Origin of the sequence: Mesorhizobium sp. C264A, assembly GCF_040324515.1 — a bacterium.
Taxonomy (GTDB): Bacteria; Pseudomonadota; Alphaproteobacteria; order Rhizobiales; family Rhizobiaceae; genus Mesorhizobium.
In genome coordinates this window covers 3074876-3089420 of record NZ_JAMYVY010000001.1, presented here as the reverse complement: position 1 = coordinate 3089420, position 14545 = coordinate 3074876, and the positions used below count along the sequence as shown (strand labels likewise).

Below are 14545 nucleotides of genomic sequence, written 5' to 3'. Positions count from 1 at the left end.
ATGATCGCCGGCATCGATCATTTCGTGCTGACGGTCCGCTCGGTGGAGGACAGCTGCGCCTTCTACCAGCGGGTGCTTGGCCTCAAGCGCCTCGACGAGCCGAACCGGCCGACGGGGTTGCTGTTCGGATCGCAGAAGATCAATCTGCATCAGGCAACGCACACTTTCGAACCGAAAGCCAAGACGCCGATGCCTGGGTCCGGCGATTTCTGCCTGATCGCCGCAAGGCCGCTTGCCGAGATTTGCGCCAGTCTGGAAGCCAACGGCGTTGCCATCGAAGTCGGCCCGGTCGAGCGCACCGGCGCCCGCGGTAAGATGATGTCGGTCTATTTCCGCGATCCGGACAGCAATTTGGTCGAAGTCAGCGAATATCGGGAATAGTCTATCCGCCTCGGCGTCGTCTTCGCGCGGACATTGCCGTCGTCAGGGAGCTTTCATCGATATTGTCCTCAGTTTCGCCCCAATGGCGCTCTTGTTACCCGCCTGCGGCAGACCATCGTTACCCGCCTGCGGCAGACCATCGCGGCGGCGTTTCATTGTTCCGCCGCAAGGCAGTCGCTATATCAAAGTCGTTGTTGCCTTTCTGCGCCCTCGAAGCGCAAGATGGAGCGACCGCGCCCGGCCAGGGATGGTTGCAATTTGGGCGTGACGAACCGGGAACTGGAACAGAGTGCTTTTTCGACGCCGAAAGCCTGATGGCATTCTGGAGCGGGTGCGTACCTATCTGTGGCCGCGCCGCTCGTTTTCGCGCTCGTTGCAATATTTCTCCAAGCGCATCCTGCGGCTGAAGGCGACACCGCATGCGGTCGCGGCCGGCGTTGCGGCCGGCGTTTTCGCCTCCTTCTTTCCGCTCGGCTTCCATTTCGCCGTCGCCGCCGTGCTCTGCTGGGTGGTCGCCGGCAATCTGGTGGCCGCCGCCCTCGGCGCGGTATTCTTCGGCAATCCGCTGACTTTCCCGCTGCTGTGGGGAGCGTCCTGGGAAGTCGGCAAGCTGATCCTGCATGAACGCCTGCCCAAGAACGGACCGCCTGCGCATCTTGGTGAGATGATGCACACGCTGTCGTTTGCAAAACTGTGGCATCCGGTGCTCGAGCCGATGCTGATCGGCGCTGTGCCGCTCGGCCTGATCTTCGGGCTGATCTTCTACGGTATCACCCGCTGGGGGATGACAGCCTTTCGCGAGCAGCGCAGGAAGCGCATGGCAGAGCGGGCGCATAAGGCCGAGCACCGCGGACGGGAAGTTCCGGCGGAATGATCATCGGCATCGGCAGCGACCTGATCGACATCAGACGCATCGAAAAGTCGCTGGAACGGCATGGTCAGCGCTTCATCCAGCGCATCTACACCGAGCTCGAACAGGTCCGCTCGGAAGGCCGCAAGGGCCGCGCAGCCTCCTATGCCAAGCGCTTCGCCGCCAAGGAGGCCTGCGCCAAGGCGCTTGGCACCGGCCTGGCGCAGGGCGTGTTCTGGCGCGACATGGGGGTCGCCAACCTGCCCAGCGGCGCGCCGACGATGGCGCTGACCGGGGGAGCGGCGGCACGGCTGGCCAAAATCCTGCCACAGGGGCACAGAGCGGCGATCCACCTCACAATCACCGATGATTTCCCGCTTGCTCAAGCCTTTGTGATCATCGAGGCGTTGCCCGCCGAACAAGCGCCACATTGATTGCATCAGACGACCGCTATCTAACGCCGACTTGACGTTGCCCAGCGCGCGCCGAGACTCTATACCATCCAACGCACAATCGAGGACGACATGAGCGTGGCTGAAAAATCCGAGAAGAAATCCGGCGGGCTTGGCGAAATCGTCAGCGTCATCATCCAGGCTTTGCTGCTGGCCATGGTCATCCGCACGTTGCTGTTCCAGCCCTTCTCGATCCCGTCCGGCTCTATGCGGCCGACCTTGCTCGAAGGCGACTATCTGTTCGTCACCAAATGGTCCTACGGCTTCTCGCGTTATTCGCTGCCATTCGGCCCCGACATCTTTTCCGGCCGCATCTGGGGTTCCGATCCGAAGCGCGGCGACGTGGTGGTCTTCAAGTTCCCGCCGGATCCGTCGCTCGACTACATCAAGCGCGTCGTCGGCCTGCCGGGGGACAAGATCCAGATGAAGGACGGCCAATTGTTCATCAACGGCCAGGGCGTGCCTCGTGTGAAAACCGGCCAGATCCAAAATCCTGATATCACGGAAGTGCCTGAGCCGGTCGACGTCTATCGCGAGACCCTGCCCAACGGCGTCAGCTACGACACGCTCGACCTGACACCGAATTCGATCACCGACAACACCCGCGAGTTCGTCGTGCCCCCCGGCAACTATTTCATGATGGGCGACAACCGCGACAATTCCTCCGACAGCCGCCTCAGCGTCGGCTACGTGCCGGCGGAGAACCTTGTCGGCCGCGCTAACATCGTCTTCTTCTCGATCGCCGGGAAGGCGAGCCCGCTCGAGATCTGGAAATGGCCGTCGCTGGTGCGCCTGTCGCGCCTGTTCCATTTCGTGAATTGATGGCTTTGAAGCGCCCGACGGGTGAAACTCTGGCCGATTTGGTGACAGCCAAAACCGGCCATTCCTTCCGGGATGTCCGTTTGCTCGAGACCGCGCTGACCCATTCCAGTGCGGTCAAGGCAAGCAGCAACAACCAGCGCCTCGAATTCCTTGGCGACCGCGTGCTCGGCCTGATCGTTGCCGACCTGCTTTTCGAAAAGTTTCCTGAAGCGCCGGAAGGTGAAATCGCCCCGCGCTTCAATGCCCTGGTCGATGCGCGGACATGCTCCGAGATCGGCATTGAAATGCAGCTCGAAGATCTGGTTCGGGCCGACGCTGCCTTGAAGGCGCGCTCGCGCGGCTCGGGCGGAAACTATCTGGCGGATGCGGTCGAGGCGCTGATCGCGGCGGTCTATATCGACGGCGGCCTCGATGCCGCAAGGCAATTCGTCCTGCGTTACTGGGAGCCGCGCTCGCAAAAGGTGGTGGCCAAGCCGCCCAATCCGAAATCCGACCTGCAGGAATGGATCGCCAAGACCAGCGATGTCAGGCCCGAATACGCGATCGAGAAACGCGAGGGACCTGAACATCAACCGGTTTTCACGGTGTCCGTGAAGGTCGGCGGTTTTGCGCCGGCAAGCGGCACGGGCGGCTCTCGCCGCGCAGCCGAAGAAGCGGCGGCATCGGCGTTTCTTATGCGCGAGGGCATCTGGGCCAACCAAGGGAGTGCGGCGTGACCGGCAGCGAAGATCTCCCTCCGGCAGCGGAGGCCACGCATTCCGGCTTCGTTGCCCTGATTGGGGCGCCCAATGCCGGCAAGTCGACGCTGGTCAACCAACTGGTCGGCGCCAAGGTGTCGATCGTCACCCACAAGGTGCAGACCACCCGCGCCATCGTGCGCGGCATCGCCACGCATGACAACGCGCAGATCGTCTTTGTCGATACGCCCGGCATCTTCAAGCCGAAGCGCCGGCTCGACACCGCGATGGTGACCACCGCCTGGGGTGGCGCCAAGGACGCCGATATCGTGCTGCTGCTGATCGATGCCGAGCGCGGCATCAGGGGTGACGCCGACGCCATCCTCGAGCGGCTGAAGGACGTCCGCCAGCCGATGGTGCTGATCCTCAACAAGGTCGACCGGGTCAAGCACGAGGCGCTGCTGGCCCTGGCTGCGGCAGCAAACGAAAAGGTGCCGTTCAAGCGCACCTTCATGGTCTCGGCGCTGACCGGCTCCGGCTGCAAGGATTTGCTCGACTATCTCGCGCAAGCGCTGCCGGTCGGCCCCTGGTACTATCCGGAAGACCAGATCTCGGACCTGCCGATGCGCCAACTGGCCGCCGAGATCACCCGCGAGAAGCTGTATCTGCGGCTGCATCAGGAGTTGCCCTATTCCTCGCATATCGAGACCGAGAAATGGGAAGAGAAACCGGACGGCTCGGTGCGCATCGACCAGACCATCTATGTCGAGCGCGACAGCCAGAAGAAGATCGTGCTCGGCCACAAGGGCGAGACGATCCGTGCCATCGGCCAGTCGGCGCGCATGGAAATAGCCGGCATTCTCGAGCAGAAAGTGCACCTGTTCTTGTTTGTCAAAGTGCGTGAAAACTGGGGCGACGACCCCGAGCGCTACCGCGAGATGGGGCTTGAGTTTCCCCATTGAGCTTCATCGTCTAGAAATGCCGCCCGGCAGTTTGAGACGATGACATGCCTGATCCAAAACCGACCATCGATACCGATCTCGTGCGCCGGTTGATCGCCGCGCAATTTCCGCAATGGCGGCATCTGCCGGTGAGGCCGGTGGCGTTTGGCGGCTGGGACAACCGAACCTTCCACCTCGGCAATGATATGACTGTGCGGCTGCCGAGTGCCGCACCATATGCCTTGCAGGTCGAAAAAGAGCACCGCTGGCTGCCCAGGCTGGCGCCGCTTCTGCCGCTGCCGATCCCGGTTCCACTGGCGATGGGCGAGCCTGGGGAGGACTACCCCTGGCAATGGTCCGTCTACCGCTGGATCGACGGCGAAACAGCCAAGACCGCCGAAATCGCCGATCGCCGACAGTTCGCGGTCGATCTGGCCAAGTTCCTCATTGCGCTCCGGCGGATCGATCCGGCGGGCGGGCCGCCCGCGGGCCAGCACAATTTCTTCCGCGGCGGATCGCCGAGCGTGTATGACAACCAGACAAGGGAAGCACTCCAGGCGCTGGAGGGGCAGATCGACACCCAGGCGGCCACCGCTGTCTGGGATGCGGCCCTTGCCGCCACCTGGCAAGGGTCGCCCGTCTGGTTTCACGGCGACGTCGCCTGGGGCAACCTTCTGGTCCAAAACGGCCGTTTGAGCGCCGTCATCGACTTCGGCACCTCCGGGATCGGCGATCCCTCTTGCGACCTGGCGATCGCCTGGACGTTCTTCCAGGGCGAGAGCCGGGAGGCGTTCCGTGCCGCCATCGACGTCGATGAAGCGACCTGGGCGCGCGGCCGCGGCTGGACGCTGTGGAAGGCGCTGATCACCGTTGCCGGACACGACGCCAACCAGGCCGAAGCCGAGCGATCGCGCCGCGTCATCGACGACGTCCTGGCCGATCACCGGAAATTCGCGTGATCGGAGCCTTTCGACGATGTGCGGAGATCCAATGTCAGCACAGATCGCACGCGGTGCGCCAAAATCTTGATTTCGCCATGCAACCGGTGACAAGCTCCTGCCATGGAATGGCGCGACGAGGGAATCATACTCGGCACCCGCAAGCATGGCGAAACCAGCGCCATTCTCGAGGTAATGACGCGTGCGCATGGCCGCCATCTCGGCCTGGTGCGCGGCGGGCGCTCGCGCAAGCAGCAGCCGGTGCTGCAGCCCGGCAACCGCGTCGACCTTTTGTGGCGGGCACGCCTCGACGAGCATCTCGGCACCTTCCAGGCCGAGGCGATCGAGATGAATGCCGCCCGGTTGATGGACAGCGCAGTCGCCGTCTACGGCCTGCAGACCATGGCCGCGCATCTCAGGCTCCTGCCGGAGCGCGACGCCCATGGCGGCCTGTATGAGACGCTTGCCGTGATGATCGCCCATCTGGACGATTCGGATGCCGCCGGGGAACTGGTGGCGCGCTTCGAACTGCTCATCCTCGACGAACTCGGCTTCGGCCTCGATCTCAGCCAGTGCGCGGCGACCGGCGCCAGGCAGGATCTGGCCTATGTCTCGCCGAAATCCGGCCGTGCGGTGTCGCGAGCCGCCGGTGCGCCGTGGCGCGACAAGATGCTGGCGCTGCCGGCCTTCCTGCAGCGCGGCTCCGGCTTGCGGGCGGACCACGCGGCACTCGAGGACGCCTTCCATCTGACCGGTTTCTTTTTCACCCGCCATGTCTACGAGCCGCGCGGCATTGAACAGCCCGATGCCCGTGCCGGCTTCCTCGCCGCCTTGCGCAAGCATCATTCGGGCGGCAATGCCGCCACTACGGCAGACGCTGCGCCAGAAAGGGGAGGGAGACTCGGTGGGTGCTGACCTCCGCAACCGTCCAGGTTCACAGCAAAAGCTGCATGCGGCAGCATTCCCTCCCCCTTGTGGGGAGGGTTAGGGTGGGGGTACTCGTAGGGCAAGAGCCTCAGCCGGCCTTGCGATGCTCCATGAAATCATCGAGGATGGCGCGCTGACCGCCGAGGATCTTGAGGCTGGCCTCCGCGAAGGAAAACCAGCCGGCCCTGTCGATTTCGGGAAATTCCCTCGTCACGCCTGACCTGGGCGGCCATTCCATCGTGAACATGTTGCTTTTAACGGCATCGGGATCGAAATCGGCTTCGACACTCCAGGCGATGACGATCTTGCCGCCGGCTTGCCGATAGCTGCCGACAGGCTCGAAATCACCCTCGATGCTGACTCCGAGTTCTTCCCCAGCCTCGCGCCGGGCGGCGGCCAACTCATCTTCATTGTCCTCGACGAGGCCCTTGGGGATCGACCAAGCGCCTTCATCCTTCCTTGCCCAGAATGGGCCGCCGGGATGGACGAGCAGAAATTCGAGAATGCCGGCCCTTGTCCGGTGGATCAGCAGCCCTGCACTTCGTTTCGGCATTCGATTTCCCCACAGTTCATCCGAGGATAGCATGGCTCCTGGGCAAGTGGCGGCGGCATGCCATTCCTGGCTATCTCAGATGATGGGTGAGGATAAAGACCGTAGGCCGCTGGAATTTGCCGACGAAACATGCTCGATAACTTCTTTTCGGCCACCATTGCGGTGGCGTGACTTGAATAGCCGTCTGGGGTGGCCGTGTGGCCGCCGCAATTGTCAGTGAAAACTGGCCTGGTTTGGGGGAACCGCCATGTTTGAAAGCCTGATTGGCGCCGTCGTCGTTATCGTGCTTTTTGTCCTCGTCTTGCGCCAGCAGGGCCGCGTCAGTCTGATCGAGCGCGAGCTCGGAGCGCTGCGCAGCCTGGTTCTGTCCGGCGTGCATGCGACACCGCCCGTTGCCAAACCGGTCGAGCAGGTTGCAAGCGCACCGGCGGATGCCGCTCAGGCCACCGCACCAGTTGCCGACATAGCTTCGCCAACAACAGCCGACGCGGCACATGCCCAGGCACCGGCCGCCGAAGCCGATGCGGCCACCAGCGAGGCCGTGCCAGAACTGTCAGCCGCGGCCAAGGCGGCATTCACCGGATCCGCGCCTGCCGCCACGGCGAAGGCAGCCCGCCAGTCCGAGGTCGAAACCGCGCTCGGCACACGATGGGCGGTCTGGGTCGGCGGCGTCGCGCTGGCCCTGGGCGGCCTGTTCCTGATCCGCTACACCATCGAGGCCGGCATTTTCGGCCCCGAAGTGCGGCTGTCCCTGGCGGCGCTGCTCGGCCTGGTGCTGATCGGCGGCGGCGAGTTCATCCGCCGCACCGGCTTCAAGGTGCCGGTGCAAGGGGCTGCAGGCGCCTATATTCCGGCGATCCTGACGGCTGCCGGCGCCTTCATTCTGTTCGGTACGGTCTATGCCGCGCACGCCATTTACGGTTTCGTCGGCCCGGCCTTCGCTTTCGCCGTGCTCGGCGCCATCGGCGTAGCGACCATTGTCGCCGCTCTCGTCCACGGTCAGGCCCTGGCCGGCATCGGCCTTGTCGGCTCGATGGCGACGCCGGCGCTTGTGTCCTCGCAGGCGCCCAACCCATGGGCGCTGTTCGTCTACCTGGCGATCGTGCTTGCCGCCACAGCCGTGATCGCCCGCATTCGCGACTGGAAATTCCTGATTGCGGCCGCCTTCTTCGGCACCGGCGCCTGGACCATCGCCTACATGATGAGTACGCTCGTCGCCGACCTTGCCGTCATCCGGTTCGCCGACCTTGCCGTCGTCCTGTTCATCGACGCGGTGACGCTGGCGGTGCTTGCCTTTGTTTGCCTGGGCAGTCGTGGCGGCGAAGCGGAACCTGCAAAGGCGGGCTTCGACTGGCCCTCGATCATGCCTGGCGTTTTCGTTGCGTTTTCAGCGCTAGGCCTGTCCGTCGACACGACGCTGGTCGCCGCCGGTGGCGCCTTGCCGGGCGCCTTCGTCCTCGTCGCCCTTGTCGCCACCGCACTCTACCGGCCGCGCGCGCTGCCGCTGCTGCATGCCGCCGGCGTGGTGAGCGTGATGATCCATCTCGGCATCATTCCGCCCACCACCATCGGCTCCGACATAACCCAGGGGAATATCGGCTTTGACGGCATGCCGGTGGCGGCCGGAAATCCGTTGACGCTGCGCATCGGCATTGGCCTCGGCCTGGTCTTCATCGGCGCCGGCTTCTGGGCCGCACGCCGCTTCGCCGCCTCAGCACGGGTCCGCGCGGCATGCTGGGCGGCATGGGGCGTCGCTGCGCCGCTGCTTATTCTGCTGACGCTGTGGCTTGCCTACGGCAATCTCGACCGCGACCTTGTCTACGCGGCGATAGCTGCCCTTCTGGTCGTCGTCTTCGCCGCCGGCGGCGAATGGATTGCGCGCGCCGAACAGCCGCCGCTCAAGGGCGACGTCGCCGTCTCCTTCGCGCTTTGCGGCTCGGCTCTGGCCGGGCTCCTGATGCTGCACATGGCCTTCGGTTCCGGCTGGACCACGTTGCTTGCCGGCGTTGCCGCCATCGTGCCGGCGCTGGCGACGCGTTGGCGTTCTTATCCCGTGCTCGGCTGGATTTCGGTCGGCGCGGTCGTCGCCGTGCTCGGCCGCGTCGCCTTCGATCCGACCATCGTCGGCGCCGAGTTCCTGACGACGACGCCGGTGTTCAACTGGCTGCTGCCGGGATACGGCGTACCGGCGCTGGCCTTCGGCTTTGCCGCCTGGCAACTCGCGCGTACCACCCCCGCACTACCAACAACTGGCAATGGCCGGCCGCGCCTTGCGATGGAGGCGGGTGCAGCCCTGTTTGCGCTGCTCACCGTCGCCATGCTGGTGCGCCACGCCATGCATGGCGGCGTCATCGACACCGGCCCGGTGACGCTCGCCGAACAGGCGATCTATACGCTGATCGCCATCGGCGCCGGCGCGATACTGGTGGCCATCGACATGCGCTCGCCAAGCTCTGTGCTGCGCTATGGCTCGATGGCTGCCGGCGTGCTCTCGGTCGCCTTCATCGTCCTCCAGCATTTCCTGGTGCTCAATCCGCTGTTCACCGACGAATCGACCGGCCAGATCCCGGTGTTCAACCTCTTGTTCCTGGCTTATCTCCTGCCGGCCATCGCTGCCGGCGGGCTGGCGCTCTATGCCAGGGACAAGCGGCCGCCATGGTATGCGCAGATGCTGGCGGTGGTGGCGGCATTGCTTGTCTTCGCCTACGCCACACTGTCGGTCAGGCGCGTGTTCAAGGGCGAGTTCATCGGCCTGTGGAGCGGCCTCGGCCAGCTCGAGACCTACACCTATTCGGCGCTCTGGCTGATCATCGGCGTCGTGCTGCTGACCGCCGGCGTCTGGCTGAAGTCGCAGGTGCTGCGCATTGCCTCGGCGGCGCTGATCGCGATTGCCGTGGTAAAAGTCTTCCTGTTCGACATGTCGGAACTGGAAGGCGTGCTCAGGGCGCTGTCGTTCATCGGTCTTGGCGCCGTGCTGATCGGCATCGGCCTGTTCTACCAGCGGCTGCTGACGCGGGCGGCGAGGGAGGCCAACGCTGCAACTTGAAGTGATATACGAGGTGGAATAAATGAATATCCAACGGAGGATATTCAATGCCGCTCTATATCCGCGACGACGAAGTGGATGCGCTGGCCAGCAGATTGCAACGCGAGACGAACGCTCCGAGCAAAACGGAGGCGGTGAGGGTCGCGCTCGTGCACGAACTTGAGCGCAATCGAGCGAAGGTGCCGCTGCGCGATCGGATCGCCAGTCTTCAGGACAGGGCCAGGAAGCTTGGCCTGCCCAATCCCGACTTCGATATGAAGAAGTTCACCGACGAGCTGTGGGAAGACTGATGTTTGTCGACGCGTCGGTGATCGTCGCCATTCTCAACCAGGAACCTGGGTGGGAGGAATTGCTGAAGCAGCTATCCGGTTTTTCCGGGCAGGTCTGGGTTTCTCCGTTGGTTCACTTCGAAGCAACACAGGCATTGGCAAGGGCCGGCGCCGGCCCGCGCAGACCCAGCGCTGAAGCCCTTCTCCATGCCCGCGATCTGATCGATGAGTTCATTGTTGAGATCATGGGAGAGAGTCTGGCCATTGACGACAACATCGGCTCTCGGGCCATTGACGCGAGCGCCCGTTACGGCAAAGCCGTTGGCCACAAGGCGGATCTGAATCTCGGGGACTGTTTTGCTTACGCCTGCGCGAAAAGCCGCGATCTTCCACTGCTGTACAAAGGCCATGATTTCGCACTGACCGATTTAGGATAATTCGGCCCTTTTGTTGATTGCGGGGAATAATTTAGCCGATCAACTCGTTATCTCACTGCTTGGGTGACCGGGGCGGCAGACCGCTTCGCGCTGGCCGCTTGCGCCGCGCCGGGAAGGCGCGTTCAATCGGGTTAAACAAGGGCGACCTCAGAACCAGCGGTCATGGACGAAAAGAAGGCAGCAATCCTTGGCGAAATACCGCGCCTGCGCCGCTACGCACGCTCGCTTCTGCGCGACCGCGAATCCGCTGACGATCTCGTCCAGGATTGCCTCGAACGAGCGCTCTTGCGGCTTGAAAGCTGGCAGACGGGAGAAAGCCCCCGGAGGTGGCTGTTTACGATCATGCATCATTTGTTCATCGATCAGATGCGCAAGGTGAACCGGCGCGGTGAGGCGACGATCCTACCGCTTGACGCAAACGAGGCGCAGGCAGTCCCCGCCGAGCAGGCGGAGAACGCCGCGTCGCGCGAGATCATCGACGCATTGCAGGCGATCAGCCCCGACCGCCGCGCCGCCCTCGTCATGGTCGCCATCGAAGGGTTTTCCTATGCCGAAGCCGCCAACATTCTCGGCGTGCCCGCCGGCACGCTGATGTCGCGCATAGCGCGCGGACGCGAGGAGCTGCGCAGCCTGCTCGATGACACGGCGCGCCGCCGCTCGATAAGGATCGTCGAGAAATGACCCGCCGCGATTTTTCCGAACGTGATATCCACATGGCTCTCGACGGCGAGCTGCCGGGCGACGAGCGCGCCGCCTACGACGCCTGGATCGACGCCAATCCCGAAATGAAGGCCAAAAGCGCCCGCTACACCGCCGACCGCACCGCGTTGCGCGCCGCCTTTGCCGGTGTGCTCGACGAGCCCGTGCCGGTGCTGTTCAAGCAGATCGTTAGCGGTGAAGGCGCGACCAAGGCGGCGGCGCGGCAGTCGCGCTGGTGGCTTGCGGCCGCGGCGGCCGCAGTGCTCGTCATCGGCGGTCTTGGCGGCTATTTTGCCGGCATCGACGGCATCGGCAGGGAAGATGGCGCCGATGACCAACTGGCCGAAGAGGCTATCGCCGCCCATGTCATCTATGCCGCCGAACAGCGCCATGCGGTGGAAGTGCCGGCAAGCGACAAGGATCACCTGCAGACCTGGCTGTCCAACCGCGTCGGCCTGAAACTGGTGGCGCCGGATCTGGTTGCGGATGGCTTCCAGCTGGTTGGCGGCCGGCTGCTGCCCGCCGGCCAGGGCAAGGCAGCGATGCTGCTTTACGAGGACGCCAAGGGTCAGCGCATCTCCTTGTTCGTTACCGCTGATTCCTCAGCCAAGTCCAAGGGCACCTACATGGCCGAGGCCGACGGCCCCGAGGCGGTCTACTGGCTGGACAAGGGCTATGCCTGCGCCGTCGTCGGCTCCCTGCCGCGAGAGCAACTGGCCGCGGTCGCCAAGCGCGCCTACGGTCAGCTTCTGGCCGGTATCGCCAGTTGAGCACATTCCGTTTTGGCGTCATGCGCCGAGGCGGCGCCGCACCTGGCGGTGCCGCCGTCACCGCCCGCCACTCGCGGTGGAACTGTCACAATTCGGCCCTATTCAAGGTGCGATAGCGCTTGGCTGATATCGGCGTTTCGGCTGATGTTTGCGACGTTTTTGACTGCGGTCTTTTCCTCCACCCAATCGAGGTTTTCCAAACCCGCATGCCTGCCGAGATTCGCAAGGCCCGCGCGTCCGACGTCGATGACCTCGCCGCCATCGAGAAGGCGGTCTTTTCCAGTGACCGCATTTCCCGGCGCTCCTTCCGCTTGTTGATCGAACGCGAGACAGCCGAGATGCTGGTCGCCGAAAGCGATGGTCGTGTCGCCGGCTACGCCATCGTGCTGTTTCGCAAGGGCAGCGGCGTCGCCCGGCTCTATTCGCTTGCCACCAGCCCGTTTTTCAGCGGCCGCGGCATTGGCCGCATGCTGCTTGCAGCGGCCGAAGAAGCTGCCTTCGAGCACGACCGCATGATGTTGCGTCTCGAAGTGCGCGAGGACAATCTTCGCGCCATTGGCATCTATGAGCAGAGCGGCTACCGCAAGATCGGTCGCGAGCCTCACTATTACGAGGATGGCGCCACCGCGCTGCGCTACGAAAAGACCTTGCGCGGCGATATTCCGGTCGCCACCAAAGTCCCGTTCTACCAGCAGACCTGCGAGTTCACCTGCGGTCCATGCTGCCTGATGATGGCGATGGCCAATTTCGATTCCGGCTTCGTGCCCGATCCGGTCATGGAAATCCGCCTATGGCGCGAGGCAACGACCGTGTTCATGATGTCCGGCCCGGGCGGCTGCGAGCCCTTCGGCCTTGCGGTTTCCGGCTACGAAAGCGGGCTTGCGGCGGAAATCTTCGTGTCCTTCTATGGCGCGCTGTTCTTGCAATCGGTGCGCAGCGACGACAAGCGCCGGGTGATGGAACTTGCCCAGGTGGACTTTCGCCGCCGCGCGGAACTTTACGGCATCCCGGTGAATTACCGTCCGTTCACCATCGATGATATCCGCGGCGCCCTGGCTCAGGGAAAACTGGTGCTGGTGCTGATCAGCGGCTTCCTGATGTTCGGCAAGAAGGTGCCGCATTGGGTGCTGGCTATCGGCGACGATGGCGACCACATCCTGATCCACGATCCCTGGGTCGAGGACGAAAGACAGGAGACCATCCTCGATGCCGCCAACATTCCCGTGCCGCACGGCATCTTCATGAACATGGCGCAATTCGGCCGCGACGGACTGCGTGCTGCCATCACTCTTGGGAAACGCTGATAACAATGACCTGGGTCATCCTCACCGGCCGTCAGAACGATCTCGACCCGGCGGCGACGCCGCACAAGATCATCACCAACCGTGACTATCTTGCGCATCCGGCGCTGTTTCGCGGCCAGCAGCCGAAGGTCATCAACTTGTCGAACAATTACGCCTACCAGAGCCGCGGCTATTATGCCTCTCTGCTCGCCGGTTCGCGCGGCCACAAGGTCATCCCGACGGTCGAGACGATGATCGACCTGTCCGAGCGCAAGCTCTACGAGCACGCGCTGCCGGAACTGGAGCTGGCGCTCAACAAATGTCGCAAGGATCTCGGTGGCGTATTCCCGCAAAAAATCTGCATCTTCTTCGGCATCGGACCGTCGAAGGTCTGGGACCGCTTCGCCAAGCTGTTGTTCGACTGGTTCCGCGCTCCGGCGCTTGAGGTTCACATCAAGGACAGCGCCGAATGGGCTTCGATCCGCAAGATCGGCTTCCTGCCGCTGGCCAGGATGGCCGAGGAGGAAGAAGCCCTCTTCGTGCAGGCGCTCGAGACGTACACCAACCGCGAGTGGCGCGACACCAAGGGCCGCACGCCGGCACGCTACACCTTCGCCACGCTGGTCGATCCGCATGAGGAACTGCCGCCGTCGGAGATTTCCTCGCTGCGTTACTGGGCCAAGATCGCCGAAAAGATGGGCGTCGAAATCGAGCCGATCACCAGGAAGGACCTGGCCAAGCTCGCCAATTACGACGCGCTGTTCATCCGCGAGACCACCTCGATCTCAAACCACACCTACCGCTTCGCGCGCCGCGCCCAGCAGGAAGGCATGCCGGTGATAGACGACCCGCTGTCGATGATCCGCTGCACCAACAAGGTCTATCTCAACGAACTGATGGCCTACAACAAGGTGCCGGTGCCGCCGACGGTGATGATAGCCGGCACCTCGGACCTCGAACTGGCGGCGCAGACGCTGGGCTTTCCGCTGGTGCTGAAGATCCCGGATTCATCGTTCTCGCGCGGCGTCAAGAAATGCGGCAACTTCGAAGAACTGAAGACGCTCGCCACCGAGTGGCTGGAGGATTCCGATCTCCTGATCGCGCAGAAATTCATCCCGACCGAATATGACTGGCGCGTCGGCGTGCTCGGCGGGCAGCCGCTGTTTGCCGTGCATTATCTGATGGCGAAAAAACACTGGCAGATCGTCAACCACAAGGCCAGCGGCAAGCCCGACCAGGGCGGCATCAAGACCTTCACGCTGAAAGAGACGCCGCCGCATGTCGTCGACACCGCGGTGAAGGCGGCGCGCTGCATCGGCGACGGGCTTTACGGCGTCGATCTCAAGGAAACCAAGGATGGCGTCTTCGTCATCGAGGTCAACGACAACCCGAACCTCGACCATGGCTGGGAGGATTCCGGCGAAAAGGACGAAGTCTGGGTGCGGCTGACGCAATGGTTCCTGGAGCGGCTGGACCGTCCCGGGCGTTAGTTTGCCGTCC

General features: G+C 63.6%; 16 protein-coding genes. 15 read left to right on the top strand and 1 reads right to left on the bottom strand.

Annotated features, from left to right (window positions below; all coding sequences use genetic code 11):
• From NKL04_RS15300 to recO, 8 genes are all read left to right on the top strand, one after another.
• On the top strand, positions 1-381 hold the full coding sequence (locus NKL04_RS15300; protein WP_023702681.1) for a VOC family protein: 381 nt from the start codon (positions 1-3) through the stop codon (positions 379-381).
• 289 nt (positions 382-670) lie between these two features.
• Positions 671-1255 carry a DUF2062 domain-containing protein gene (locus tag NKL04_RS15295; RefSeq protein ID WP_023709783.1) on the top strand — a complete coding sequence of 195 codons (585 nt, stop codon included), beginning with the start codon at positions 671-673 and terminating at the stop codon, positions 1253-1255.
• A complete protein-coding gene (gene acpS / locus NKL04_RS15290; RefSeq protein WP_023702683.1) occupies positions 1252-1665 on the top strand; it encodes a holo-ACP synthase in 414 nt (137 codons plus the stop codon). Before NKL04_RS15295 ends, acpS begins: the two co-directional genes overlap by 4 nt.
• A 90-nt stretch (positions 1666-1755) precedes the next feature.
• Positions 1756-2505, top strand: a complete 750-nt coding sequence (gene lepB, locus NKL04_RS15285) for a signal peptidase I (protein ID WP_023670241.1) — start codon at positions 1756-1758, stop codon at positions 2503-2505.
• A complete protein-coding gene (gene rnc, locus NKL04_RS15280) occupies positions 2505-3221 on the top strand; it encodes a ribonuclease III (protein WP_023692856.1) in 717 nt (238 codons plus the stop codon). Before lepB ends, rnc begins: the two co-directional genes overlap by 1 nt.
• A complete protein-coding gene (gene era / locus NKL04_RS15275; RefSeq protein WP_023670243.1) occupies positions 3218-4144 on the top strand; it encodes a GTPase Era in 927 nt (308 codons plus the stop codon). Before rnc ends, era begins: the two co-directional genes overlap by 4 nt.
• 44 nt (positions 4145-4188) lie before the next feature.
• A complete protein-coding gene (locus tag NKL04_RS15270; RefSeq protein ID WP_023702684.1) occupies positions 4189-5082 on the top strand; it encodes an aminoglycoside phosphotransferase family protein in 894 nt (297 codons plus the stop codon).
• 102 nt (positions 5083-5184) lie between these two features.
• Complete coding sequence (gene recO / locus NKL04_RS15265) at positions 5185-5976, top strand: DNA repair protein RecO (RefSeq protein ID WP_023692858.1); 792 nt, start codon at positions 5185-5187, stop codon at positions 5974-5976.
• Between the two features lie 100 nt (positions 5977-6076).
• Here the strand turns inward: recO and NKL04_RS15260 are convergent, their stop codons facing one another.
• Complete coding sequence (locus tag NKL04_RS15260) at positions 6077-6541, bottom strand: NUDIX hydrolase (protein ID WP_023687287.1); 465 nt, start codon at positions 6539-6541, stop codon at positions 6077-6079.
• Positions 6542-6788: 247 nt separating this feature from the next.
• Between NKL04_RS15260 and NKL04_RS15255 the strand changes: the two genes are divergently transcribed.
• The 7 genes from NKL04_RS15255 (at position 6789) to NKL04_RS15225 (ending at position 14535) form a co-directional block, all read left to right on the top strand.
• The gene (locus tag NKL04_RS15255; RefSeq protein WP_023702685.1) at positions 6789-9587 is read left to right on the top strand and encodes a DUF2339 domain-containing protein; all 2799 of its coding nucleotides are present in this window, start codon (positions 6789-6791) and stop codon (positions 9585-9587) included.
• A 47-nt stretch (positions 9588-9634) separates the two neighbouring features.
• Positions 9635-9877: a type II toxin-antitoxin system VapB family antitoxin gene (locus NKL04_RS15250; protein WP_023687289.1), complete on the top strand. Its 243-nt coding sequence runs from the start codon at positions 9635-9637 to the stop codon at positions 9875-9877.
• Positions 9877-10293, top strand: coding sequence for a type II toxin-antitoxin system VapC family toxin (locus NKL04_RS15245; protein WP_023692861.1), 417 nt, complete (start codon positions 9877-9879; stop codon positions 10291-10293). The genes NKL04_RS15250 and NKL04_RS15245 overlap by 1 nt, the downstream gene beginning before the upstream one ends.
• Positions 10294-10455: 162 nt before the next feature.
• Complete coding sequence (locus NKL04_RS15240; protein ID WP_023702686.1) at positions 10456-10974, top strand: RNA polymerase sigma factor; 519 nt, start codon at positions 10456-10458, stop codon at positions 10972-10974.
• Positions 10971-11762 (top strand): anti-sigma factor family protein, encoded by a 792-nt coding sequence (locus tag NKL04_RS15235; protein WP_023702687.1) that lies wholly within the window; start codon positions 10971-10973, stop codon positions 11760-11762. The genes NKL04_RS15240 and NKL04_RS15235 overlap by 4 nt, the downstream gene beginning before the upstream one ends.
• 206 nt (positions 11763-11968) lie before the next feature.
• A complete protein-coding gene (locus NKL04_RS15230) occupies positions 11969-13066 on the top strand; it encodes a peptidase C39 family protein (RefSeq protein WP_023692865.1) in 1098 nt (365 codons plus the stop codon).
• A 5-nt stretch (positions 13067-13071) separates the two neighbouring features.
• The gene (locus tag NKL04_RS15225) at positions 13072-14535 is read left to right on the top strand and encodes a RimK family ATP-grasp domain-containing protein (RefSeq protein ID WP_023692866.1); all 1464 of its coding nucleotides are present in this window, start codon (positions 13072-13074) and stop codon (positions 14533-14535) included.
• Positions 14536-14545: the final 10 nt, after the last annotated feature.

What these genes read in the sequence shown, in the direction of transcription:
- NKL04_RS15270 (WP_023702684.1), top strand. Translation starts at nt 4,189, where the DNA reads ATGCCTGATCCAAAACCGACCATCGATACCGATCTCGTGCGCCGGTTG.
- lepB (WP_023670241.1), top strand. Translation starts at nt 1,756, where the DNA reads ATGAGCGTGGCTGAAAAATCCGAGAAGAAATCCGGCGGGCTTGGCGAA.
- NKL04_RS15260 (WP_023687287.1), bottom strand. Translation starts at nt 6,541, where the DNA reads ATGCCGAAACGAAGTGCAGGGCTGCTGATCCACCGGACAAGGGCCGGC.
- rnc (WP_023692856.1), top strand. Translation starts at nt 2,505, where the DNA reads ATGGCTTTGAAGCGCCCGACGGGTGAAACTCTGGCCGATTTGGTGACA.
- NKL04_RS15235 (WP_023702687.1), top strand. Translation starts at nt 10,971, where the DNA reads ATGACCCGCCGCGATTTTTCCGAACGTGATATCCACATGGCTCTCGAC.
- NKL04_RS15250 (WP_023687289.1), top strand. Translation starts at nt 9,635, where the DNA reads ATGCCGCTCTATATCCGCGACGACGAAGTGGATGCGCTGGCCAGCAGA.
- NKL04_RS15245 (WP_023692861.1), top strand. Translation starts at nt 9,877, where the DNA reads ATGTTTGTCGACGCGTCGGTGATCGTCGCCATTCTCAACCAGGAACCT.
- acpS (WP_023702683.1), top strand. Translation starts at nt 1,252, where the DNA reads ATGATCATCGGCATCGGCAGCGACCTGATCGACATCAGACGCATCGAA.
- NKL04_RS15225 (WP_023692866.1), top strand. Translation starts at nt 13,072, where the DNA reads ATGACCTGGGTCATCCTCACCGGCCGTCAGAACGATCTCGACCCGGCG.
- NKL04_RS15255 (WP_023702685.1), top strand. Translation starts at nt 6,789, where the DNA reads ATGTTTGAAAGCCTGATTGGCGCCGTCGTCGTTATCGTGCTTTTTGTC.
- NKL04_RS15240 (WP_023702686.1), top strand. Translation starts at nt 10,456, where the DNA reads ATGGACGAAAAGAAGGCAGCAATCCTTGGCGAAATACCGCGCCTGCGC.
- recO (WP_023692858.1), top strand. Translation starts at nt 5,185, where the DNA reads ATGGAATGGCGCGACGAGGGAATCATACTCGGCACCCGCAAGCATGGC.
- NKL04_RS15300 (WP_023702681.1), top strand. Translation starts at nt 1, where the DNA reads ATGATCGCCGGCATCGATCATTTCGTGCTGACGGTCCGCTCGGTGGAG.
- NKL04_RS15230 (WP_023692865.1), top strand. Translation starts at nt 11,969, where the DNA reads ATGCCTGCCGAGATTCGCAAGGCCCGCGCGTCCGACGTCGATGACCTC.